Genomic DNA, 20,964 nt, shown 5'->3' with positions numbered 1-20,964 from the left:
CGAGATAGGCCTCTTGGTCCTGTCGGGACAGCAGCCGCTCGGCTAGCGTCGGCCGTATGGCGGACCAGGCCGCGACGCTGCTCGAAGCGCTGCCGGACCTGGCGGGCAGGGCGGTCCTGGTCGTCGGGTGCGGTGATGGCCGCTATCCGCGCTTGTTCCGGCGAGAGGGCGCGCGCCGCGTGGTCGGTGTCGACGCGGATCAGGCCTCGATCGCAGCCGCGCAACGCGAAGAGGAACGCGACCCCGTCGGGATCTCGTACGAGGTCCACCAGCTCGTCCGGCTGCCGGTGATGGGGGCCTTCGACGTCGTCGTCGCTTTCCTGGAATCGCCGGCCCATCTCGGTCGCGTCGCCGCGAGCCTGGTGACGGGCGGGCTGCTGGTGGTCGTCGCCACGAACGGGCTCAACCTGGAAGAAAGCCTGCGCGACAACGGTTTCCAGGATCTCGTCCTGCGCCGCCACGAAAGCGGCGACGTGCACAGCGCCCGCAAGACGGGCTGAGTCGCGCACCCTGGTGTCGAGCCAGGCTGGCCGGGGCTATGAATCCCGGCCGGTCGCCGGACCGTGCGCGTCTGGCGGTATGGGAGACACGGACCCCACACCGCCGCACCGGTACGACGGAACAGGTTTCCCCGCCGTGCCGGGGCGTAGCGCGTGTGGGAGTCGAACCCACGTCACCGGGGTGAAAACCCGGTATCCATTCCGCTGGACCAACGCGCCTTGGCCTGGAACACAGTCCGGCACGCGTCGCGTACCGGACTGCTTCGTTCCAGAAAACAGGGTCACCGCAAAGAAAAAGCCGCCCGGTTCGGTTTCTCGAAGGGCGGCTCCACGTACGCGTCGTCCGGCTAGGACGGCGGCGTGGAGCCGTGTTTCTCTTCCATGCCAAGGAACATGGCGTAACAACGTCGCGTCATGTGTCCTCCTTGGTCGGTGTGCGGTAAGTGTGCGACAGGCGAGTGAGTGGGGGCAACCGATTAAAAGCCGTGAAGGCCTCCTTCCCTACTCTCAGGGTAGGGAAGGAGGCCTTCACGGACTTCCTCGTGACTACTTGTCCCGCCGGAACAGTTTGTTCCCCAGCCACACGATGGGGTCGTACTTCCGGTCCGCGACGCGCTCCTTCATCGGGATCAGCGCGTTGTCGGTGATGTGGATGCCCTCCGGGCACACGTCCGAGCAGCACTTGGTGATGTTGCAGTACCCGAGCCCGTGCTCCTCCTGCGCCTCGTCACGCCGGTCGGCGACGTCGAGCGGGTGCATTTCGAGTTCGGCGATCCGCATCAGGTACCGGGGCCCGGCGAAGGCCTCCTTGTTCTCCTCGTGGTCACGCACCACGTGGCAGGTGTTCTGGCACAGGAAGCATTCGATGCACTTGCGGAACTCCTGCGAGCGCTCGACGTCCACCTGCTGCATCCGGTACTCCCCCGGCTTCAGCTCCGGGGGCGGGGTGAACGACGGGATCTCGCGGGCCTTGGTGTAGTTGAACGACACGTCGGTCACCAGGTCGCGGATCACCGGGAACGTCCGCATCGGCGTCACGGTGATGACCTCGTCCTCGGTGAAGGTCGACATCCGCGTCATGCACAGCAACCGCGGCTTGCCGTTGATCTCCGCCGAGCACGAACCGCATTTGCCCGCCTTGCAGTTCCACCGCACCGCCAGATCCGAGGCCTGGGTGGCCTGCAACCGGTGGATGATGTCGAGGACGACCTCGCCTTCGTTGACCTCGACGCTGTAGTCCTGCAGTTCACCCGAATCGGCGTCGCCGCGCCAGACCCGGAAACTCGCCTTGTAGCTCATGCCGGACTCCCGGGGTGCGAAGTCAGTTCTTCGTCGGTGTAGTACTTCCCCAGCTCGGACAGTTCGAAAAGCTCCAGCAGGTCCTGCCGCAACGGGACCTGGGCCTTGACCTCGACGCCGATGTCCGGCACCACCGGGTTGTCGCCCGGAGTCGCCGAGCAGACCAGGAGTTTGTTGCGCCACTGGGCGTCCATGCCCGGATGGTCGTCCCGCGTGTGCCCGCCCCGGCTCTCGGTCCTGGTGAGCGCGGCCCTGGCGACGCATTCGCTGACCATCAGCATGTTCCGCAGGTCGACGGCGAGATGCCAGCCGGGGTTGAACTGCCGGTGCCCTTCGACGGTGACCCGCTTGATCCGCTCGCGCAGTTCCCCGAGCTTCTCCAGCGCCCGCTCGATCTCCTCCGCCTTGCGGATGATGCCGACCAGGTCGTTCATCGACTGCTGCAGTTCGGTGTGCAGGCTGTACGGGTTCTCCTCGACACCGTCACCCGGCGGGTCGAACGGCGCGAGCGCCATCGCCGCGGCGGCGTCCACATCGGACTGACTGACCTTCGGGCGGTCCTTCAGGTCCGCGACGTAGGACGCGGCGCCGAGGCCCGCACGACGGCCGAAGACCAGGAGATCCGACAGCGAGTTGCCGCCGAGCCGGTTCGAGCCGTGCATCCCGCCCGAGCACTCGCCGGCGGCGAACAGCCCCGGCACGCTCGACGACGCGGTGTCCGGGTCGACCTCGATCCCGCCCATCACGTAGTGACAGGTGGGGCCGACCTCCATCGGTTCCTTCGTGATGTCGACGTCGGCGAGTTCCTTGAACTGGTGGTACATCGACGGCAGCCGTTTGCGGATCTCCTCCGCGGGCAGCCTGCTGGCGATGTCGAGGAAGACCCCGCCGTGCGGCGATCCCCGGCCCGCCTTGACCTCCGAGTTGATCGCGCGCGCCACCTCGTCGCGCGGCAGCAGATCCGGCGTGCGGCGGTTCTTCTCCTGGTCGGTGTACCAGCGGTCGGCTTCCTCTTCGCTGTCCGCGTACTGCCCCTTGAAGACGTCGGGGACGTACTCGAACATGAACCGCTTGTCCTCGGTGTTCTTGAGGACCCCGCCGTCACCTCGGACGCCTTCGGTGACCAGGATCCCCTTCACACTCGGCGGCCAGACCATGCCCGTCGGGTGGAACTGGACGAACTCCATGTTGATGAGCGTCGCCCCGGCCCGCAGCGCCAGCGCGTGCCCGTCGCCGGTGTACTCCCACGAGTTCGAGGTGACCTTGAAGGATTTCCCGATACCGCCGGTCGCCAGCACCACCGCCGGCGCCTCGAACAGGATGAACCGGCCGCTCTCGCGCCAATACCCGAAGGCGCCGGAGATCCGGCCGTCTTCGGTCAGCAGCTCGGTGATCGTGCATTCGGCGAAGACCTTGATCCTCGCCTCGTAGTCGCCGGTCTCCTTGAAGTCCTCTTGTTGCAGCGAAACGATTTTCTGCTGCATCGTGCGGATCAGTTCGAGCCCGGTGCGGTCGCCGACGTGCGCCAGCCGCGGGTACGTGTGCCCGCCGAAGTTGCGCTGGCTGATCCGGCCGTCGGCGGTGCGGTCGAACAGCGCGCCGTAGGTCTCCAGTTCCCAGACCCGGTCCGGCGCCTCCTTGGCGTGGAGTTCGGCCATCCGCCAGTTGTTGAGGAACTTCCCGCCACGCATGGTGTCGCGGAAGTGCACCTGCCAGTTGTCGTTCGAGTTCGCGTTGCCCATCGACGCCGCGCAGCCGCCTTCGGCCATCACGGTATGCGCCTTGCCGAAAAGCGATTTGCACACCACCGCGACGCTGAAGCCGCGTTCACGGGCTTCGATGACCGCGCGGAGGCCGGCACCGCCGGCACCGATCACCACCACGTCGTAGCTGAGCCGTTCGACCTCGGTCATGAAAAGAGCCACCTCGAAGCTTGTCGCCGGGGACGGGAGATTCCCGCGCCGCTAGTTGATGAACCGCAGATCCGAAATCGCACCGCTCGCCACGAGCATCACGTAGAGGTCGGTCAGCACGAGCGTGCCGAGCGTCGTCCACGCCAGCGCCATGTGGCGGGTGTTGAGTTTCGTCACCTGGGTCCAGATCCAGTAGCGCACCGGATGTTTGGAGAAGTGCTTGAGCCTGCCGCCGGTCACGTGACGGCACGAGTGGCACGACAACGTGTACGCCCACAACAGGATCACGTTGCCGAGCAGCACGATGTTGCCGAGCCCGAAACCGAATCCGCCGGTCTTGCCGTGGAAGGCGGTGATCGCGTCGTAGGTGTTGACCAGCGAGACGACCACGGCCACGTAGAAGAAGTAGCGGTGGGCGTTCTGGATGATCAGCGGCAGCCGGGTCTCCCCGGTGTACTTCGCGTGCGGTTCGGCGACCGCGCAGGCGGGCGGCGAGAACCAGACGGCCCGGTAGTAGGCCTTGCGGTAGTAGTAGCAGGTCAGCCGGAAGCCCAGCAGGAACGGCAGGACCAGGAAGCCGAGCGGGATGAAGCCCGGCAGTTCGCCGATCCAGGCCCCGAAATGCCGGGAGCCTTCGACGCAGGATTCCGAGACACAGGGCGAATAGAACGGCGTCAGGTAGTGGTACTCGGGCACCCAGTACGCGGTGCGCACGAAGGACCTGATCGTCGCGTAGATGATGAAGGCGGAAAGGCCGAGGACGGTCAGCAGCGGGGACAGCCACCATCGGTCGGTGCGCAGCGTTTTTTCGGCGATCCGGGCCCGCGACGGTGCGCGGACCCCCGTACCCCGTCCGGCTCCCTGGCCGGCGGGGGCGCTCACCGCTGGTCGCGCTTGTAGCCGCCGACGCCTTCGTCATCGGCGCCGTGCCACAGCGCCGGGTCATAGGGCGTATCGGGAACTTGGACCCGATCGGCGGCCTTCGCCTGCGCGGGCACCGCGTTCGGGGTCGTGTCGAGGTCGGTCGCGTCGATGTCGAGCCGCTCGACGTCGTTCGCCAGGCGCCGTACCGCCGAGGCGTCGCCGTATCGGGACCGCAGCGCGCCGACGCACTGCCTCAGCTGACCGATGGCTCGCCGAAGCTCGGCGATCTCTGTGGTGGACATCGGTACCTCCCGATGGTCGGTTCGGTTGGCCGCTTGAGCCTTCGAGGGCAAGCGATTCCTCGCCATCCCGACTCTGCCGCGCGTTGTGCAATGTGACAAGTAGCACAGTAGAACCTAGGGGCGTGACGCAGGTCACGCGAGTCGATCTTCTGTATCGATTTTGATTCGGGCTTTCCCCTGAGCTACTGTGGCCACTGTCACGACCCAGCGACGTCAGCGTTGCCGTCCCGCGGACCACCACGACCAGTGATCCGGAGCCGGACAATGAGCACCGCCCCGAACGTCCACCCCATCATCGCCGAAGTCACCGAACGCGTCGCCGCCCGCAGCGCCGAAACCCGCGCCGCGTACCTCGAGCGCGTCGCCGCCGCCCACGAGGAAGGGCCGGTGCGGCGCGGCCTCGACTGCAGCAACCTCGCCCACGGCTTCGCCGCGATGGAAGGTGTCGACAAAGCGGCACTGCGCGCCGCGCGGGCGCCGGGAGTCGCGATCGTCTCGTCCTACAACGACATGCTTTCGGCGCACCAGCCGATGCAGGAGTACCCCGCGATGCTGAAGGGCTCGGTCCGCCAGGCGGGCGGCGTCGCCCAGTTCGCCGGTGGTGTACCCGCGATGTGCGACGGCGTCACCCAAGGCCGCCCGGGGATGGAACTGTCGCTGTTCAGCCGCGAGGTGATCGCGATGTCGACCGCGATCGCGCTGTCCCACGACATGTTCGACGCGGCGCTGCTGCTCGGCGTCTGCGACAAGATCGTCCCCGGCCTGCTGATCGGGGCGCTGTCCTTCGGGCACCTCCCGGCGATCCTCGTGCCCGCCGGGCCGATGAACTCCGGGCTGCCGAACAAGGAGAAGGCGCGCGTGCGCCAGCTCTACGCCGAGGGCAAGGCGACCCGCGAAGACCTCCTGGACGCCGAAGCGGCTTCGTACCACTCGGCGGGCACGTGCACCTTCTACGGCACCGCCAACTCGAACCAGATGGTCGTCGAGGTGATGGGCCTGCACCTGCCGGGCGCCAGCTTCGTGCAGCCGAACTCGCCACTGCGGCGGGTGCTCACCGAAGAGGCCGGGCGTCGCGTCGTGAAGCTCTCGCGCGGCGAGGAGTACACGCCGGTCTCGCGCGTGATCGACGAGAAAGCCGTCGTCAACGGCGTCATCGCGCTGCTCGCCACCGGCGGTTCGACCAACCACACGATGCACCTCGTCGCGATCGCCGCCGCCGCGGGCATCCAGCTGACCTGGGACGACTTCTCCGATCTGTCGTCGGTGATCCCGCTGCTGGCCCGCGTGTACCCGAACGGCAGTGCGGACATCAACCACTTCCACGCCGCCGGGGGTATCCAGTTCCTGGTCGGCACGCTGCTCGACGCGGGTCTGCTGCACGAGGACGTCCAGACCGTAGCCGGACCGGGCCTGCACCGCTACCGGCAGGAGCCGATCCTTTCCGAAGGCGAGCTGGTCTGGCGCGACGTCCCGACGCGCAGCCTCGATGAGGACGTCTTGCGCCCCGCGTGGCGGCCGTTCGCCGCCGACGGCGGGCTGCGGATGGTCGCGGGCAACCTCGGCCGCGCGGTGATCAAGGTGTCCGCGGTGGCACCGGAACACCGGATCGTGCAGGCCCCCGCGCGGGTCTTCACCGACCAGAAGTCCTTCAAGGACGCTTTCGAGGCCGGCGAGCTGGACCGCGACGTCGTCGTGGTCATCCGCCAGCAGGGCCCGCGGGCCAACGGCATGCCGGAACTGCACGGGCTCACCCCGGCGCTGGGGGTGCTGATGGACCGCGGGCACCAGGTGGCGTTGCTCACCGACGGCCGGATGTCGGGCGCGTCGGGCAAGATCCCCGCGGCGATCCAGGTGACCCCGGAAGCCGCCGCGGGCGGCCCGATCGCGCGGATCGCCGACGGCGACGTCGTCCGCCTCGACGCCAAGGCCGGGACGCTCGACGTCCTCGTGGGTGACGAAGAACTCGCCCGTCGTGAACTGGTGGACTCCCCGCCTTCGGAGGCATCCTGGACCGGCACCGGCCGGGAGCTGTTCGCGGCGCTGCGCCGCGCGGTCGGCCCCGCCGATCAGGGCGCGAGCGTGTTCGGACCGCTCACGCCGGAACACTTCGGCGCTCCGGCGCACACGTTGACCCCTGTGGAGGTAACCCAGTGACCACCGGCGCCGACCTGCTCGGCCTGTCCCCCGTGATGCCCGTCGTCGTGCTCGACGACGCCGCCGACGCCGTGCCCACCGCGCGGGCCCTGCTCGCGGGCGGGATCGGCGTGATCGAGCTGACCCTGCGCACCCCGGCGGCACTCGCCTCGATCGAGCGGATCGCCGCGGAGGTCCCGGAGATCGTCATCGGCGCCGGGACCGTCACGGCGCCCGAACACGCCAAGCAGGCGGCCGACGCCGGTGCGAAGTTCCTGGTGACCCCTGGCTGCACGGACGCCGTGCTGGACGCCGCGTTCGACACCGGCCTGCCGTTCCTGCCGGGCGCGAGCACGGTTTCGGAGGCGATGCGGCTGGCCGAACGCGGGCTGACCGCGCTGAAGTTCTTCCCCGCCGAGGCCAGTGGCGGCGTGGCGTACCTGAAGTCGATCGGCGGGCCGCTGCCCGGGCTGAAGTTCTGCCCGACCGGCGGGATCACCGTGAAGACCGCACCGGACTATCTCGCGCTGTCCAATGTGGGCTGCATCGGCGGTTCCTGGCTGACGCCGAAGGATGCCTTGGCCGCCAAGGACTTCGGGAAGATCGAGGCGTTCGCGGCGGAGGCTTCGAAGCTCTGATCCGTGTTGTGAAGGCCACCTTCGCGAAGGTGGCCTTCACTGCTTTCAGAGCGGGAGCTGGTACTGGATGAAGCCCCGGTTGACCGCGACCCGGTCGTACAGGCGGCGCGCCGTCGCGTTGGATTCCTTGGTGTGCCAGTAGACCCTGCCGCACTCGCGGGAACGCGCCCAGTCGGCGACGGCCTCGATCAGCGCCCGCGCGACCCCCTTGCCGCGGGCTTCCGGCGCGGTGAACAGATCCTGCAGGTAACAGACGTCGGTGAGCGCGGAAGTGCTGGGGTGCACCAGGAAATGCACGATCCCGACGAGCTCGCCGCCCACGTGGGCACCGAGCGCGTGCATCCGCTCCCCCGTTTGGAACTCGCGCCAAGCCCGGTCGTAGACCTCTTGCGGCGCAACACGTTCGTAGAAGGCGATGTACGCGCGGAACAGGCCTTCCCAGGCTTCGCGGTCTTCAGGCTTCAAGGGCTCGATGGTGATCATGTTCGTCCTCCCAGTGATCACCCGAGCCTAGGGTTTCCCCGCCGTCCCGCGTGTGGCCACTCACGCGGTAAAGCGGGCTGCCACTCCCGTCAGCTGACGGCTTGCTTCACCAGGGCGGCGATGCGCTGCTCCACGTCGGGCGTGACGCCTGTCAGCGCGAAGGCGGTCGCCCACATCGCGCCGTCGTCCAGCTGAGCCGCGTCGTTGAAGCCGAGCGTCGCGTACCGCGTCTTGAACTTGGCCGCGGGCTGGAAGAAGCAGACGAGCTTGCCGTCCAGCGCGTAGGCGGGCTGGCCGTACCAGAGTTTCGGCGCGAGCATCGGGGCGTTGGCCTTCACGACGGTGTGGACCAGCTCCGCCAGCGCCCGGTCCTCATCGGACATCTCGGCGATCTTCGCGATCACGTCCTGCTCCGCGGCCGCCGCTTTGTCGGCGGCCGAGCTGCGACGCGCCGCCTTCTTCATGTCCTGGGCGTGTTCCTTCATCGCGGCCTTCTCTTCGGCCGAGAATCCTTCGTAGGTCGTGGTCATGGCGTTTTCTCCAAGGTAGGCGGCGAGCGGGGGCATCCGGAAGTGGCACATCAGGACTGGGCGGCGAGCGCCGAGGTCTCCCAGGCGAAGCCGTCCGGGTCGGTGAACGGGGCGGCGCCGCAGATCGCGATACGGTGCGAGCCGGTGCCCTCCGGGGCGACGCCGGCGTCCTTGGCCAGGGCCTTGCGCCGGTACAGCGCCAGCTTGATCGCGTCCGATCCGGACTCGAACTCGACGTACATGCGGCCGAAGCTCTTCCCGACGGTGAGACCGTGCTCGACGTAGAACTTCTTGCTCGCGGCCACATCGGCGACGCCCAGCAGCAGCACGATGGCGTCGATCTCGCGGGTGGCAGGCGCGGTGTTCTTCTTCGCCGAGGTGGCGATCTTCCAGATCGCGCCGTCCGGAGCCTGGACGGTTCCGCCGTAACCCCACATCGACTTCGTGGCGGGCTTGATCACGGTCGCCCCGGCGGCGACGGCGGCGTCGATGAGCGCGTCCGCGTTGGCGGGTTGGGAGACCGTGAGGGAAAGGGTGTAGCCGCGGAAGCCGGTGGACGGCTCCTGCGACGCCCGGAAGCGAAGCTCGGAGCCGAGCCCGAAGGCGGTGGTGTAGAAGCGTTCGGCGGCCTCGGTGTCGGCCACTTCGAGGGTGATGGCGTCGATGAAGTTCATGCCGGTAACGCTATTTCGCGGCGGGCTTCCGGCGCTTCTCGATTCCTGATCGGTCGTATCGGCGCTGTTCAGAGGCTTGGCGGAGGGTGATCTGGGCTGTGCGGGGTTCCCGTGGCGGCAGGCCCGTGGTCACCGGGGTCGTGAGTGGCGTTTCGGGTTCTAACCCGAAACGCCACTCACGACCACCCCGGCCCATGCCTCACGTGACCGATCAGACGACACGCGTGATCGCCCGGGAACGCAAAACACCGGCCGCGCGGGCAAGTGTGCCCGTACGGCCGGTGAGTGGCTGTGGTGCGGAAGCTCAGTCGAGGGTGGCGTCGTCCAGCAGTGCCGATTCGGCGCCGAACTCGCGGAGTTCGTCGCGGATCACGGTGTAGGCCAGCCCTTGGGGATAGCCCTTGCGGGCGAGGAAGCCCAGCAGGCGGCGGATCGCCGTCTGCTCGTCGACGTTGCCCAAGGAGCGCATGCGCTTCCGTACCAGCTCTCGGGCGCGCTGCTCCTCTGCCTCTCGGTCCACCTCTTCGGCGGCCTGGACGGCGATATCCCCATCGATTCCTTTGCGTTTGAGTTCGGCTACGAGGGCGGTCCGTGCCAGGCCCATGTTGGCATGGCGGGAACGCACCCACATCTCGGCGAACTCGGCGTCGTTGATGAGCCCTGCCTGGTCCAGCTTACCGAGCAGGGTCTCCGTCGTCTCCTCGTCGAAGCCCTTGCGCTTGAGGGCCTGACGCAGTTCCTCCGTGGAACGCGGGCGCGCGGCCAGGAGATCGAAGCAGATCTCCTTGGCCTTCTTCCTCCGCTCGTCCGGCGGCAGCTCCGCCGGATCCACTTTGGGCGCACGCATTCAGCTCTCACTCCAGTCGAAACGGTCAATCGGCGACTTCACCCCGGTTGCGGGGCTCCGGAACTCAGAAGTCGACCGGCGCGGGGGCGGCTTCGGCGTCGACGGCGGCACCGATGCCGAGCTTCTCCTTGATGCGCTTCTCGATCTCGTTGGCGATGTCCGGGTTGTCCAGCAGGAACTTGCGGGCGTTCTCCTTGCCCTGGCCGAGCTGGTCGCCCTCGTAGGTGTACCAGGCGCCGGACTTGCGCAGGATGCCCTGGTCGACACCCATGTCGATCAACGAACCCTCGCGGGAGACACCCTTGCCGTAGAGGATGTCGAACTCGGCCTGCTTGAAGGGCGGCGCGACCTTGTTCTTCACGACCTTGACGCGGGTGCGGTTGCCGACGGGCTCGCCGCCGTCCTTCAGCGTCTCGATCCGGCGGACGTCCAGGCGGACCGACGCGTAGAACTTCAGCGCCTTACCACCGGTCGTGGTCTCCGGGGAGCCGAACATGACGCCGATCTTCTCGCGCAGCTGGTTGATGAAGATCGCGGTGGTGCCGGAGTTGTTCATCGCACCGGTCATCTTCCGCAGCGCCTGGCTCATCAGCCGGGCCTGCAGACCGACGTGGTTGTCACCCATCTCGCCCTCGATCTCGGCGCGCGGCACGAGCGCGGCGACCGAGTCGATGACCAGGATGTCGAGCGCGCCGGAACGGATCAGCATGTCCGCGATCTCGAGCGCCTGCTCACCGGTGTCCGGCTGGGAGACCAGCAGCGCGTCGGTGTCGACGCCGAGCTTCTTGGCGTACTCCGGGTCCAGCGCGTGCTCCGCGTCGATGAACGCGGCGATGCCGCCGTTCTTCTGCGCATTGGCGACCGCGTGCAGGGCGACGGTGGTCTTACCGGAGGACTCCGGACCGTAGATCTCGATGACGCGACCGCGGGGCAGGCCGCCGATCCCGAGCGCGACGTCGAGTGCGATGGCACCGGTGGGGATGACCTCGATCGGCGCGCGGCCCTCTTCGCCGAGGCGCATGACCGAGCCCTTGCCGTACTGCTTGTCGATCTGGGCGAGGGCCAGTTCGAGCGCCTTGTCCTTGTCGGGTGCTGCTGGTGCCATGGAGTCCACCTCGTTGGTTGAGCCGGGTAGGGCTTGATTCAGTTCTGAGCTGTCGGGTCCGACGCTACGGGCGACCACCGACAATTCCAGGCCTCGCGCCCAAGCTGTGGATCGCTGACCCCGTTGTGGACAACACCATAGACGAACGTGTGTTCGAGGCCGTCGCCGACACGCCGTTGCGCTAGGGTTCTTGCCCGTTCTTCGAGGTCAGCGCCGCTCGGGCGGGATCTCGAAGGCGTCGCAGACCGCCCGCCAGACGTCCTTGGCCGAGGTTCCCGCGTCGAGGGCCTGTTCGACGGTCCGGCCCCCGAGTTCGCCGAAGACGTGATCCCTGGAGAGGGTTTCCGCACGTCCTGGACCGAATTCGTCGGCCATCAGCCGCCGGAAGACCGTGATACGCATCAAGCGGAGTCTAGCCCGGGCACTAGGCGGGAAACGCGTGAAGGCCCCCTTCACGCGGCTGAGCCGAGGGAAGGAGGCCTTCACGCGCGAAAAGGGGGCTATTCGCCCGGCTGGACGCTCTTCTCGAAGTAATCGGCCAGCTCACCCGGCGTCGGGGTCTGTCCTTCGGCAGGCACCTGGTAGATGAAGCCGACCAGCGGCCGGTCGGTCACGGTGAACACCAGCACGGCGGCGTTCCGCCCGGCGGCCGAGGAGTACTGGCCTTCCAGCGCGTTGCCGGCCCACTTGGCCTCGGTGCGGTCCCCGCCCGCCGACTTGAGCAGCCCGTCGGTGTAGGCCTTGAGCTTCTCCGCCGAGTCGCTCTGCAGATAGGTCACCTGGGTCCCGGCGCGGCCCGGCGCGGAGCAGGTCGACGTCACACCGAGGTCTTCCGCCGGTTTCGCCGGCCCGTTGCCCATGCCGGGTTTGCAGTCCCCGGTGTCGGCGATCTTCCCCGCGAGCTGGCGCAGGCATCCGGTGAGGCCCTTGTCGTCGGCCGCGCCGGGCACCTTGCACTCGTCGGCCGTGTACGTCGTCGCCGAAGAGGACGTCAGGAAGAACGTGAGCCCGGCGGCGAGCAGCACGACGACGGCCACGATGGCGCCGATGACGAGCGGCTTCTTCTTGCTCGCGGGCGCCTTCTCGGCGGTGGCCTGCCCGGCGAGGGAGTACGTCGGGAAATTCGTCGGCGCGGGCTGCTGCGCCTGCTGCGGGCCGCTGTTCGGATAACCCGACTGGGGGAAGCCGCCGGACTGGCCGGGGCCCCCGCCCGAGTAGCCGGGGATCGACGCGACCTGCTGCGGCGGCGCATACGGTCCCGACGCGCCGGGGCCGACCTGATGCGCCCCGGTTCCCGCCGCGACCTGCCCTTCGACACCCTGCGTCCGCGAGCTGATGCCGTCGGAAGCGACGTGCTGGGCGCCGAGCGCCACCGCGGTCTCGGGCTGGTCGAGGCTGCCGGGGACGACGCCGAGCTTCTCCGCGATCAGGCTGCCGACCAGCGGGAGACGGCTCGAACCGCCGACGAGGTAGATACCGGCGAGCCGGTCGGGGGTCATCCCCGCCGAGCGGACCACCCGCGACATCAGCTCGACACTGCGCAGCATCGACGGCCGCACCAGCGCTTCGAGTTCGCCTCGCGTGACGAGGACGTCCTCGAACGGCTCCGGCATCGGGACCTCGGTCTGCGGGTGCCGCGAAAGGGCTTCCTTCGCCGCCTTCACGTCCTCCTGCAGCGCGCGCCGCGTACGGCGGTCCGGAGTGGACTCGGGCCGCAAAACCCGCTGCCAGCGCTGGGGGTCCCTGTGCGAGACCTCGCGGCCGACGTGCACCAGCAGCGCCTGGTCGACGTCGAGACCACCGAGGTCGGGAAGGCCGTCTTCGGCGACGACGGTGAAGCCGCCGTTCGGGGTCGCGCCGACGATCGCGACGTCGAAGGTGCCGGCACCGAGGTCGTACACGGCGAGCGCCTGCCCCGGCGCGAGCGTCTTGCCGGGGAACGACGCGAAATGCGCGGCCGCGGCGACCGGCTCGGGGACGAGCACGATGTTGCCGCCCATCCCGGCGAGCCGGGCGGCGGACAGCAGCACGTTGCGGCGGGTCTGTCCCCACTGCGCGGGGTGGGTGAGCCGGACCTCGTCGGGCAGTTCGCCGCCGAGCTGGCGGGTGGTCTCGTCGAGGACGCGGCGCAGGATCGCGGCCAGCACCTCGGTGACCGGGATGACGTCCGTGCCCAGCAGGAGCGTCTGCTCGTCGATCCGGCGTTTGGGGTTGGGCTCGAAGCGGGTCGGGTCGAGCCGCGCACGGCGTTCGGCGTCGCGGCCGACCATGATCGTGCCGTCCTCGGTGGCGAACACCGCGGACGGCATGTTGGCCGAACCGTCGACCTCGACCACCCGCGGCGGCCTCCCGTGCGCCGATAGGACGGCCACGGTGTTGGACGTCCCGAGGTCCACCGACAGGATCCGCACAGCTCATACCCCTTCAACAGACGAACGGCGACCGCCCCAAGTACCGATCCGGCCGCGCTGGCCGTGATGCTCCCATGAGCGAGGTCACCGCACGTGCGGAACCCGCCGATCTCGTCCCGACCGGGTGCCTCGTCACAGCCCTCGGAGCGAAACTGTCGGTGGTCCGGCGCACTATGGAGGGCGTGGCAGACGTACTCGACCTCTTCTCCCCCGCGACCAGGGACTGGTTCACCGGGGCCTTCGCCGCGCCCACCCGCGCGCAGGAGGGGGCGTGGCGAGCCGCGCACGCGAAGGAACACGCGCTGGTCGTGGCCCCGACAGGCTCCGGTAAAACGCTGTCGGCCTTCCTCTGGGCACTGGACAGGCTGTCGGTCGAGCCGCCGCCGTCCGAGCCGCGGAAACGCTGCCGCGTCCTCTACGTCTCGCCGCTGAAGGCGCTCGCGGTCGACGTCCAGCGCAACCTGAGGGCACCGCTGGCGGGCATCTCGCAGGCCTCGCGACGGCTGGGGCTGCCGGTGCCGGACATCGGCGTCGGCATGCGCACGGGTGACACCACGGCCGCCGAGCGGCGCTCGTTCGGCAAGAACCCGCCGGACGTGCTGGTCACCACGCCGGAGTCGCTGTTCCTCATCCTCACCTCCTCCGCCCGCGATTCGCTGCGCGGCGTGGAGACGGTGATCATCGACGAGGTCCACGCGGTCGCGGGCGGCAAACGCGGCGCGCATCTGGCCTTGTCCCTGGAGCGGCTCGACGCGTTGCTGGAGAAGCCCGCCCAGCGGATCGGGCTGTCGGCGACGGTCCGGCCGATCGACGAGGTCGCCTCGTTCCTGGCCGGTGGCAGGCCGGTCACCATCGTCCAGCCGAAGCTCGCGAAGACGATCGAGGTCCGTGTCGAGGTCCCGGTCGAGGACATGTCCAATCTCGACGGTCCTCAGGGGCCGAAGCAGAACGAAGACCTCGACGCGGGCCTCGCGCGGTTGCCGGGCTCGCTGGAGGACATCGACGGCGCACCGCGGCGGCCGTCGATCTGGCCCGCGGTGGAGGAGCGGGTCCTCGAACTGATCCAGGCGCACCGGTCGACCATCGTGTTCGCCAACTCGCGGCGGCTCACCGAGCGGATGACGGCCCGGCTCAACGAACTCGTGGCGGAACAGAGCGAGCTGGAGCCGGATCAGCGGTATCCGGCCGAGGCGATCGGCCAGTCCGGGCTCACCACCGGCGCGGCCCCGGTGATCGCGCGGGCGCACCACGGCTCGATGTCGCGTGAGCAGCGCACGCATGTGGAAGAGGAGCTCAAGTCCGGACGGCTGGCGTGTGTCGTGGCGACGTCCTCATTGGAACTGGGCATCGACATGGGCGCGGTCGATCTCGTCGTGCAGATCGAGGCGCCGCCGACGGTCGCTTCGGGCCTGCAGCGGGTCGGCCGGGCCGGGCACCAGGTCGGCGCGGTGTCGAGCGGGGTGATGTTCCCGAAGTTCCGTGGCGACCTCGTCTCCTGCGCGGTGGTGGCGGAACGGATGGCGTCCGGGGCGATCGAGGCGGTCCGGTATCCGCGGAATCCGCTGGACGTGCTCGCGCAGCAGATCGTGGCGATGGTGGCGCTCGAATCGTGGACGGTGGACGAACTCGCCGCACTGGCCCGCCGCGCAGCGCCGTTCGCGTCCCTGCCGGACGACGCGTTGCTGGCCGTGCTCGACATGCTCGCCGGCCGGTACCCCAGCGAGGAGTTCGGTGAACTGCGCGCCCGGATCACCTGGGACAGGGTCAGCGGCGAGCTGCACGGCCGCCCGGGTTCGCAGCGGCTGGCAGTGACCTCGGGCGGCACGATCCCCGACCGCGGCCTGTTCACCGTGATGACGCCGGGCGGCGACGACAAACCCGGGTCGCGGGTGGGCGAGCTCGACGAGGAGATGGTCTACGAGTCCCGCGTCGGCGACACGATCCTGCTCGGCACCTCCTCCTGGCGGGTCACCGACATCACCCACGACCGGGTGATCGTGGTCCCCGCGCCGGGTGAGCCCGCCCGGATGCCGTTCTGGAAGGGCGACGCCCCGGGCCGTCCGCTGGAACTGGGGCGGGCGCTGGGCGCGTTCGTCCGCGAACTGTCCACTTCGGAGCCCTCGGCGGCCAGGGAACGCGCCGCCGTCGCCGGGCTGGACGAGTACGCCTGCGACAACCTACTGGCGTACCTGGAAGAGCAGAAGTCGGCCACCCGGCATGTGCCGAACGACAAAACCGTGCTCCTGGAACGGTTCCGCGACGAGCTGGGCGACTGGCGCGTCATCCTGCACTCGCCGTTCGGCGCGCAGGTCAACGCGCCGTGGGCGCTCGCGATCGCGGCCCGGCTGCGGGAGAACCGCGGGGTCGACGCCCAGGTGGCGCATTCCGACGACGGCATCGTGCTACGGCTGCCCGAGGCACTGGACATGGACGGCGCCGAGGTCACCATCGGGGTCGAAGACGTGTTGCTCGATCCGGAAGAGGTCGAGCAGCTGATCGTCGCCGAAGTCGGCGGCTCCGCGCTGTTCGCCGCACGGTTCCGGGAATGCGCGGCGCGGTCGCTGCTGCTCCCCCGCCGGGATCCGCGCCGCCGCACCCCGCTGTGGCAGCAACGACAGCGCGCGTCCCAGCTGCTTTCGGTCGCGGCCAAGTACGAGCGGTTCCCCGTGGTGCTGGAAGCGATGCGGGAAGTCCTGCAGGACGTGTACGACGTCGGCGGGCTGCGCGAACTGATGGCCGACGTCCGGTCCCGGAAGGTCAAGCTGGTCGAGGTCGAGACGCCGTCCGCGTCCCCGTTCGCGCGCAGCCTGCTCTTCGGCTACGTCGGGATGTTCCTGTACGAGACGGACGCCCCGCTCGCGGAACGGCGCGCGGCGGCGCTGGCACTGGATTCGACGCTGCTGGCCGAACTGCTGGGCACCGAGGCGATCCGGGAACTGCTGGACGCCGAGGTCGTCGCCGAAGTGGAGCGCTCCCTGCAGCGGCTCGACCCGGACAGGCACGCCCGCAACGCCGAAGACGCCGCGGATCTGTTGCGGTTCCTCGGCGATCTCTCGATCGAGGAGGCCGCCGCGCGCGGGATCCAGCGGGAATGGCTGGAAGAGCTGGAAGCCGCGCGACGGGTGATCCGGGTGCGTATCGGCGGCGGCGAGCGGTTCATCGCGATCGAGGACGCGGGCCGGGTGCGGGACGCGCTGGGCACCGCGCTGCCGGTCGGTGTGCCGGAGGCGTTCACCGAACCGGTCGAGGATCCGGTCGGAGACCTGCTTTCCCGCTATTCGCGAAGCCGTGGCCCGTTCAGCGCCCGCCAAGCCGCCAAGCGGTTCGGGCTCGGGACGGCCGTGGTCACCGGCGTGCTGGACAGGCTGACCGCGCAGGGCAGGCTGGTCCGGGGCGAGCTGAGCCCGGTCGGGCATCCGGAAACCCACGGCGTCGGCATCGAGTTCTGCGACGCGTCGGTGCTGCGCAGGCTCCGGCGGGCGTCGCTGGCCCGGCTGCGGGCGGAGGTCGAGCCGGTCGAACCGGCGGCGTTGGGCCGGTTCCTGCCCTCGTGGCACGGTATCGGCGCGCGGGTGCGGTCGGCTCCGACGGCGGACGACGTGCTGTCCGTGGTCGAGCAACTGGCCGGGGCCCCGCTGCCGGCGAGCGCGGTCGAGTCCCTGATTCTGCCGAGCAGGCTGCCCGGCTACACCCCCTCACTGCTGGACGAGCTCACCACGGCGGGCGAGGTCACCTGGTGCGGCTGCGGTTCCCTGTCCGGCGGGGACGGCTGGCTGGCGCTCGCGCCCACGGACGTCGCCGATCTGCTGTTGCCGGATCTCGACGACGACCTGCCCTCCGGTCCGCTCCACGAAGCCATTCTGTCCACTTTGGAGGGTGGGGCGCAGTTCTTCCGCCAGCTGGTGGATCGCGCGTCGCCGTTGGTCGAGACCCCACCCAACGACGGCGAAGTCGTGGCGGCACTGTGGGATCTCGTGTGGGCCGGGCTGGTCACCGGGGACACGCTGGGCCCGCTGCGGGCGCAGGTCTCCGGCTCCGGCGCGGCGCACAAACCACGGCGGCAGGCTCCTCGCGGCCGGTACGCACGGCTTCGAGCCGGGCGCCCGGCGATGCCTTCGCGCACCGGGCCGCCGACGGTCGCGGGACGCTGGGCCCTGACCCCCGATCGCGAACCGGATCCGACCAGGCGCGCGCACGCGCGGACCGAGGCCTTCCTGGAGCGGCACGGCGTCCTCACCCGCGGAGCTCTCGACACCGAGCGCGTGACGGGCGGTTTTTCCGGGATCTACAAGGTTTTGCGCGGGATGGAGGATTCGGGCCAGGTCGTCCGGGGGTACGTGGTCGAAGGGCTCGGCGCGGCGCAGTTCGCGGCGAAGGGCGCCGTCGACAGGCTGCGCGCGCAATCCGGGAACCAGCGCACGACCACCGAAGGCGCCGTCGTGCTCGCCGCCGCGGATCCGGCCCAGCCCTACGGTGCCGCGTTGCCGTGGCCCGCCGCGACGGGTGACACGAAGCACCGCCCGGCAAGGAAAGCGGGCGCGCTGGCGGTGCTCGTGGACGGTGTCCCGGCGATGTACGTCGAGCGGGGCGGCCGGTCGCTGCTGAGCTTCACCGAGGATCAGGAGACGTTGCGGTCGGCCGCGCGGGCGCTGTCCACGGCCGTGCGGGAGGGCTGGCTCGGGCAGCTCGCGGTCCAGAAGGCCGATGGCGAGGTGGCGCTCACTTCGGAGCTTTCGACCGTCCTCCAGGAGGCCGGTTTCCGGGCGACTCCCAAGGGACTGCGCCTGCGGGCCTAGAATCACCGCTCAGGCCTGCGGAAAAGGACGTTCGAACATGGTGATGCGCGACCTGCGCTACTTCGGGGATCCCGTGCTCAAGACCGTATGCGACCCGGTCACGACATTCGACAAGAAGATCGAGTCACTGGTGACCGATCTGATGGACGGGGTGAAACCGGCCGGGCGTGCGGGGCTGGCGGCGCCGCAGATCGGGGTCGGGCTGCGGGTGTTCAGCTACGACGTGGGCGGGCTGAGCGGATACGTGATCAACCCGGAGATCGTCGAACTGTCCGAGGAGACGCACGAGATCGGCGAGGGCTGTCTGTCGGTGCCGGAGCTGTGGTTCCCGGTGGTGCGCGCGAAGCACGCCGTGGTGCGCGGTGTCGACCTGCGCAACGAGCCCGTCGAGGTCGAAGGCGTCGACGTGCTCGCCCAGTGCCTGCAGCACGAGACCGATCACCTCGACGGCAAGCTGTACCTGGAGCGGCTCACTCCCGAGCGCAAGAAGCGCGCACTTGGCGAGGCGCGGGGCAAAGACTGGTTCTGGAACCGCTGACCCCGTCCCGCATTTCGTCCTCTGGATGCGGTGGTTGGTAGCGCGAACTACCGCATCCAGAGGACTAAACGCGGGGGTCGGGGAGCGGGAAGCGCAGGGTGCCGGAGTCGCCGGCGACGCGTTCGGGGCGGAGCCCCACGCGGACGGCGGTGCGGTACAGGGAATCGTCGCCGGGCAGGCAGACGGCGGTGAGCTCGCGCTCCCCCTTGGCCAGGGCGAGCGTGGCGAGGCGGGCCAGCAAAGCCGTGCCGATGCCTTGGCGCTGCCAGGAATCCTCGACCAGGAGCGAGACTTCGGCCGCGCCGCCGTCGGCCGCCGGGATCAGCTGACCGAGGCCGATCACGTCGCGGCCGCAGACCGCGAGCAGGCTGATCCCGCGCGGCGGCATCAGGAGCCGGTGCAGCCAGCGACGCGGTACGGCACGCATTCCGGTGTGATAGCGGTGGAAGAGCGTCGTCATCGAGCATCTCTGATGCAGCGCGGACACCGCTTCCGCGTCACCCGGGACTCCCTTGCGCAGGACGACCGCGGCGCCGTCGGGCCGGTCGAGCACGATCGGGCCGGTCACGTTGTCGCGGACGGCGGCGATCAGGCCGGTCAGCGCGACGGCGCGGCTCAATTCCAGCTCGACGAACGGCGACCACCGGCGGCGGGCGACGAACGCGGCGCCGTCCCCCGCGGGGAACACCGCCCGGTGCCCGCCTTCCGTGCGGGCCGGGTTCGACTCGATCGACGGGACCTTCGTGACGACGTCGGCCGCCAGGACACCGCGGAGCACCTCCGCGAGGCCATCGGGTTCCTCGACGGCACGTTTGGCCGCGGTGAGGGTCGCGGTGGCCGGATCGACCAGTTCCGCCAGATCGGCGTCGACGACGGCGGAGCATTCGCATCCTTCGTCGCGGATCGCGTCGATGAGCAGCTGCCGTGGCAGCCCGGTGGCCGGCCGCAGGACGATCTCGTCGAGCACGCCGCCGGGCACCGGCAGCACCGACAGCCCGAGGATGTTGCACTCGAGGTCGGCCAGCCGGATCGCGATCCTGGCCAGCGTGCCGGGCCGGTCGTCGACGCGGATCCGGACACGCCAGGCCGAAGCGGCCGCCGTCTCTTCGCCGGGATGGACCAGGGTGGGCCGGACTCGATAGGTCTCCATGGCCTCAACGGTCCCGGCCGGTTGTTGCCTGCCCACGGCGCGGGTGTTTCGCTCAGGTCAGCGTTCGACGCCGCCGCGCAACCGGGGCGAAACACTCAGCGGGGCGTGAGCACGCTGAACTCGTTGCCCTCCGGATCCACCAGGGACACGGCGCCTTGTCTCGCCGTACCGCGCCCTAGCGCGCCCAGCCCCAGCAGACGCCGGACCTCGGCCGCCCGGCTCCCGCCCGGCCGTGGCGCGATCTCGAAGCGCAGCCGGTTCCGCTCCACCTTGTCCTCTTTCGTGGCGAGGAACTCGACCCAGGGACCGCGACCGTCCGGCGGCCGCAGGCCTACGATCGTCTCTTCCCGGACGCCGATCTCCCAGCCCAGCGCGGCCGCCCAGAACCGCGCGAGCCGCTCCGGGTCGAGGGCGTCGACGACGACCGCGGCGATCGCACCGGTGCCCTCGTACTGCTCTCGCGGCTCGAGGACGCAGAACTCGTTGCCCTCCGGATCCGCGAGCACCACCCACGGCACCCGTTTCTCCTCCGGCGGGCCTTGGCCGACGTCGATGTGCCGGGCGCCGAGGGACAGCGCACGGTCCACCAGCTCGGCCTGGTGCCCGGGCGAACGGCTCGCCAGATCCAGATGCAGCCGGTTCTTGCGGCCTTTGGGCCGCGTTTCGGAACGGAACGCCGGCTCGAACGGCGCGTCCCAGCTGAACAGCCCTTCCCAGAAACCCGCCAGATCCCTGGGAAGGGCCGAATCGAAGACCAGGTTCACCAGATGTGCCACCACAC

Annotated in this window: 18 protein-coding genes and 1 tRNA gene; 5 read left to right on the top strand and 14 right to left on the bottom strand. The window is 69.5% G+C overall.

Annotated elements, in window-relative coordinates:
- Positions 1-56 precede the first annotated feature (56 nt).
- Positions 57-500: a class I SAM-dependent methyltransferase gene (locus ED92_RS27215; RefSeq protein WP_037343254.1), complete on the top strand. Its 444-nt coding sequence runs from the start codon at positions 57-59 to the stop codon at positions 498-500.
- Between the two features lie 147 nt (positions 501-647).
- On the opposite strand, the gene ED92_RS27210 is transcribed toward ED92_RS27215, so the two are convergent.
- The 5 genes from ED92_RS27210 to ED92_RS27190 form a co-directional block, all read right to left on the bottom strand.
- Positions 648-719, bottom strand: a tRNA-Glu gene (locus ED92_RS27210).
- A 327-nt stretch (positions 720-1,046) separates the two neighbouring features.
- Positions 1,047-1,799 carry a succinate dehydrogenase/fumarate reductase iron-sulfur subunit gene (locus ED92_RS27205; protein ID WP_005164720.1) on the bottom strand — a complete coding sequence of 251 codons (753 nt, stop codon included), beginning with the start codon at positions 1,797-1,799 and terminating at the stop codon, positions 1,047-1,049.
- Positions 1,796-3,712: a fumarate reductase/succinate dehydrogenase flavoprotein subunit gene (locus ED92_RS27200; RefSeq protein WP_037343482.1), complete on the bottom strand. Its 1,917-nt coding sequence runs from the start codon at positions 3,710-3,712 to the stop codon at positions 1,796-1,798. The genes ED92_RS27205 and ED92_RS27200 overlap by 4 nt, the downstream gene beginning before the upstream one ends.
- A gap of 51 nt (positions 3,713-3,763) precedes the next feature.
- Positions 3,764-4,594, bottom strand: a complete 831-nt coding sequence (locus ED92_RS27195) for a hypothetical protein (RefSeq protein ID WP_037343251.1) — start codon at positions 4,592-4,594, stop codon at positions 3,764-3,766.
- The gene (locus ED92_RS27190; RefSeq protein WP_005164726.1) at positions 4,591-4,878 is read right to left on the bottom strand and encodes a hypothetical protein; all 288 of its coding nucleotides are present in this window, start codon (positions 4,876-4,878) and stop codon (positions 4,591-4,593) included. The genes ED92_RS27195 and ED92_RS27190 overlap by 4 nt, the downstream gene beginning before the upstream one ends.
- A 264-nt stretch (positions 4,879-5,142) precedes the next feature.
- Here ED92_RS27190 and edd point away from each other — a divergent pair, with 264 nt between their 5' ends.
- Together edd and eda are read left to right on the top strand one after the other, a co-directional pair.
- Positions 5,143-7,032 carry a phosphogluconate dehydratase gene (gene edd / locus ED92_RS27185; RefSeq protein WP_037343250.1) on the top strand — a complete coding sequence of 630 codons (1,890 nt, stop codon included), beginning with the start codon at positions 5,143-5,145 and terminating at the stop codon, positions 7,030-7,032.
- Complete coding sequence (gene eda / locus ED92_RS27180) at positions 7,029-7,649, top strand: bifunctional 4-hydroxy-2-oxoglutarate aldolase/2-dehydro-3-deoxy-phosphogluconate aldolase (protein ID WP_016332712.1); 621 nt, start codon at positions 7,029-7,031, stop codon at positions 7,647-7,649. The genes edd and eda overlap by 4 nt, the downstream gene beginning before the upstream one ends.
- A 45-nt stretch (positions 7,650-7,694) precedes the next feature.
- Here eda and ED92_RS27175 read toward each other — a convergent pair whose 3' ends face one another.
- The 7 genes from ED92_RS27175 to ED92_RS27145 all read right to left on the bottom strand — a co-directional run bounded on the left by ED92_RS27175 (position 7,695) and on the right by ED92_RS27145 (position 13,699).
- The gene (locus ED92_RS27175) at positions 7,695-8,132 is read right to left on the bottom strand and encodes a GNAT family N-acetyltransferase (protein ID WP_037343248.1); all 438 of its coding nucleotides are present in this window, start codon (positions 8,130-8,132) and stop codon (positions 7,695-7,697) included.
- An 89-nt stretch (positions 8,133-8,221) separates the two neighbouring features.
- Positions 8,222-8,662, bottom strand: coding sequence for an iron chaperone (locus tag ED92_RS27170; protein WP_037343247.1), 441 nt, complete (start codon positions 8,660-8,662; stop codon positions 8,222-8,224).
- Between the two features lie 50 nt (positions 8,663-8,712).
- On the bottom strand, positions 8,713-9,336 hold the full coding sequence (locus tag ED92_RS27165; protein WP_037343246.1) for a glyoxalase: 624 nt from the start codon (positions 9,334-9,336) through the stop codon (positions 8,713-8,715).
- Between the two features lie 304 nt (positions 9,337-9,640).
- Complete coding sequence (locus ED92_RS27160; RefSeq protein ID WP_125737904.1) at positions 9,641-10,168, bottom strand: regulatory protein RecX; 528 nt, start codon at positions 10,166-10,168, stop codon at positions 9,641-9,643.
- A gap of 79 nt (positions 10,169-10,247) precedes the next feature.
- Positions 10,248-11,288, bottom strand: coding sequence for a recombinase RecA (gene recA / locus ED92_RS27155; protein ID WP_005164741.1), 1,041 nt, complete (start codon positions 11,286-11,288; stop codon positions 10,248-10,250).
- Between the two features lie 207 nt (positions 11,289-11,495).
- Positions 11,496-11,690, bottom strand: coding sequence for a DUF3046 domain-containing protein (locus ED92_RS27150; RefSeq protein ID WP_016332706.1), 195 nt, complete (start codon positions 11,688-11,690; stop codon positions 11,496-11,498).
- 98 nt (positions 11,691-11,788) lie between these two features.
- Complete coding sequence (locus tag ED92_RS27145) at positions 11,789-13,699, bottom strand: Hsp70 family protein (protein WP_037343242.1); 1,911 nt, start codon at positions 13,697-13,699, stop codon at positions 11,789-11,791.
- 173 nt (positions 13,700-13,872) lie between these two features.
- On the opposite strand from ED92_RS27145, the gene ED92_RS27140 reads away from it, so the two are divergent.
- Together ED92_RS27140 and def are read left to right on the top strand one after the other, a co-directional pair.
- Positions 13,873-18,495, top strand: a complete 4,623-nt coding sequence (locus ED92_RS27140) for an ATP-dependent helicase (protein WP_200882753.1) — start codon at positions 13,873-13,875, stop codon at positions 18,493-18,495.
- A gap of 37 nt (positions 18,496-18,532) precedes the next feature.
- The gene (gene def, locus ED92_RS27135) at positions 18,533-19,033 is read left to right on the top strand and encodes a peptide deformylase (RefSeq protein WP_037343240.1); all 501 of its coding nucleotides are present in this window, start codon (positions 18,533-18,535) and stop codon (positions 19,031-19,033) included.
- A gap of 64 nt (positions 19,034-19,097) precedes the next feature.
- Here the strand turns inward: def and ED92_RS27130 are convergent, their stop codons facing one another.
- Together ED92_RS27130 and ED92_RS27125 are read right to left on the bottom strand one after the other, a co-directional pair.
- Positions 19,098-20,183, bottom strand: a complete 1,086-nt coding sequence (locus tag ED92_RS27130) for a GNAT family N-acetyltransferase (RefSeq protein ID WP_052120892.1) — start codon at positions 20,181-20,183, stop codon at positions 19,098-19,100.
- A 95-nt stretch (positions 20,184-20,278) separates the two neighbouring features.
- Positions 20,279-20,962 carry a VOC family protein gene (locus tag ED92_RS27125; RefSeq protein ID WP_037343238.1) on the bottom strand — a complete coding sequence of 228 codons (684 nt, stop codon included), beginning with the start codon at positions 20,960-20,962 and terminating at the stop codon, positions 20,279-20,281.
- Between the last annotated feature and the right edge of the window lie 2 nt (positions 20,963-20,964).

Source organism: Amycolatopsis sp. MJM2582 (assembly GCF_000754115.1).
GTDB lineage: Bacteria > Actinomycetota > Actinomycetes > Mycobacteriales > Pseudonocardiaceae > Amycolatopsis > Amycolatopsis japonica.
The sequence above is the reverse complement of the archived record's forward strand: the minus strand, read 5'-3'. Positions and strand labels throughout refer to the sequence as shown.

Coding starts and splice junctions, on each gene's coding strand:
- ED92_RS27200 (WP_037343482.1), bottom strand. CDS start 3,712: ATGACCGAGGTCGAACGGCTCAGCTACGACGTGGTGGTGATCGGTGCC.
- def (WP_037343240.1), top strand. CDS start 18,533: ATGGTGATGCGCGACCTGCGCTACTTCGGGGATCCCGTGCTCAAGACC.
- ED92_RS27215 (WP_037343254.1), top strand. CDS start 57: ATGGCGGACCAGGCCGCGACGCTGCTCGAAGCGCTGCCGGACCTGGCG.
- ED92_RS27150 (WP_016332706.1), bottom strand. CDS start 11,690: ATGCGTATCACGGTCTTCCGGCGGCTGATGGCCGACGAATTCGGTCCA.
- ED92_RS27130 (WP_052120892.1), bottom strand. CDS start 20,183: ATGGAGACCTATCGAGTCCGGCCCACCCTGGTCCATCCCGGCGAAGAG.
- ED92_RS27165 (WP_037343246.1), bottom strand. CDS start 9,336: ATGAACTTCATCGACGCCATCACCCTCGAAGTGGCCGACACCGAGGCC.
- ED92_RS27170 (WP_037343247.1), bottom strand. CDS start 8,662: ATGACCACGACCTACGAAGGATTCTCGGCCGAAGAGAAGGCCGCGATG.
- ED92_RS27205 (WP_005164720.1), bottom strand. CDS start 1,799: ATGAGCTACAAGGCGAGTTTCCGGGTCTGGCGCGGCGACGCCGATTCG.
- ED92_RS27175 (WP_037343248.1), bottom strand. CDS start 8,132: ATGATCACCATCGAGCCCTTGAAGCCTGAAGACCGCGAAGCCTGGGAA.
- edd (WP_037343250.1), top strand. CDS start 5,143: ATGAGCACCGCCCCGAACGTCCACCCCATCATCGCCGAAGTCACCGAA.
- ED92_RS27140 (WP_200882753.1), top strand. CDS start 13,873: ATGGAGGGCGTGGCAGACGTACTCGACCTCTTCTCCCCCGCGACCAGG.
- ED92_RS27190 (WP_005164726.1), bottom strand. CDS start 4,878: ATGTCCACCACAGAGATCGCCGAGCTTCGGCGAGCCATCGGTCAGCTG.
- recA (WP_005164741.1), bottom strand. CDS start 11,288: ATGGCACCAGCAGCACCCGACAAGGACAAGGCGCTCGAACTGGCCCTC.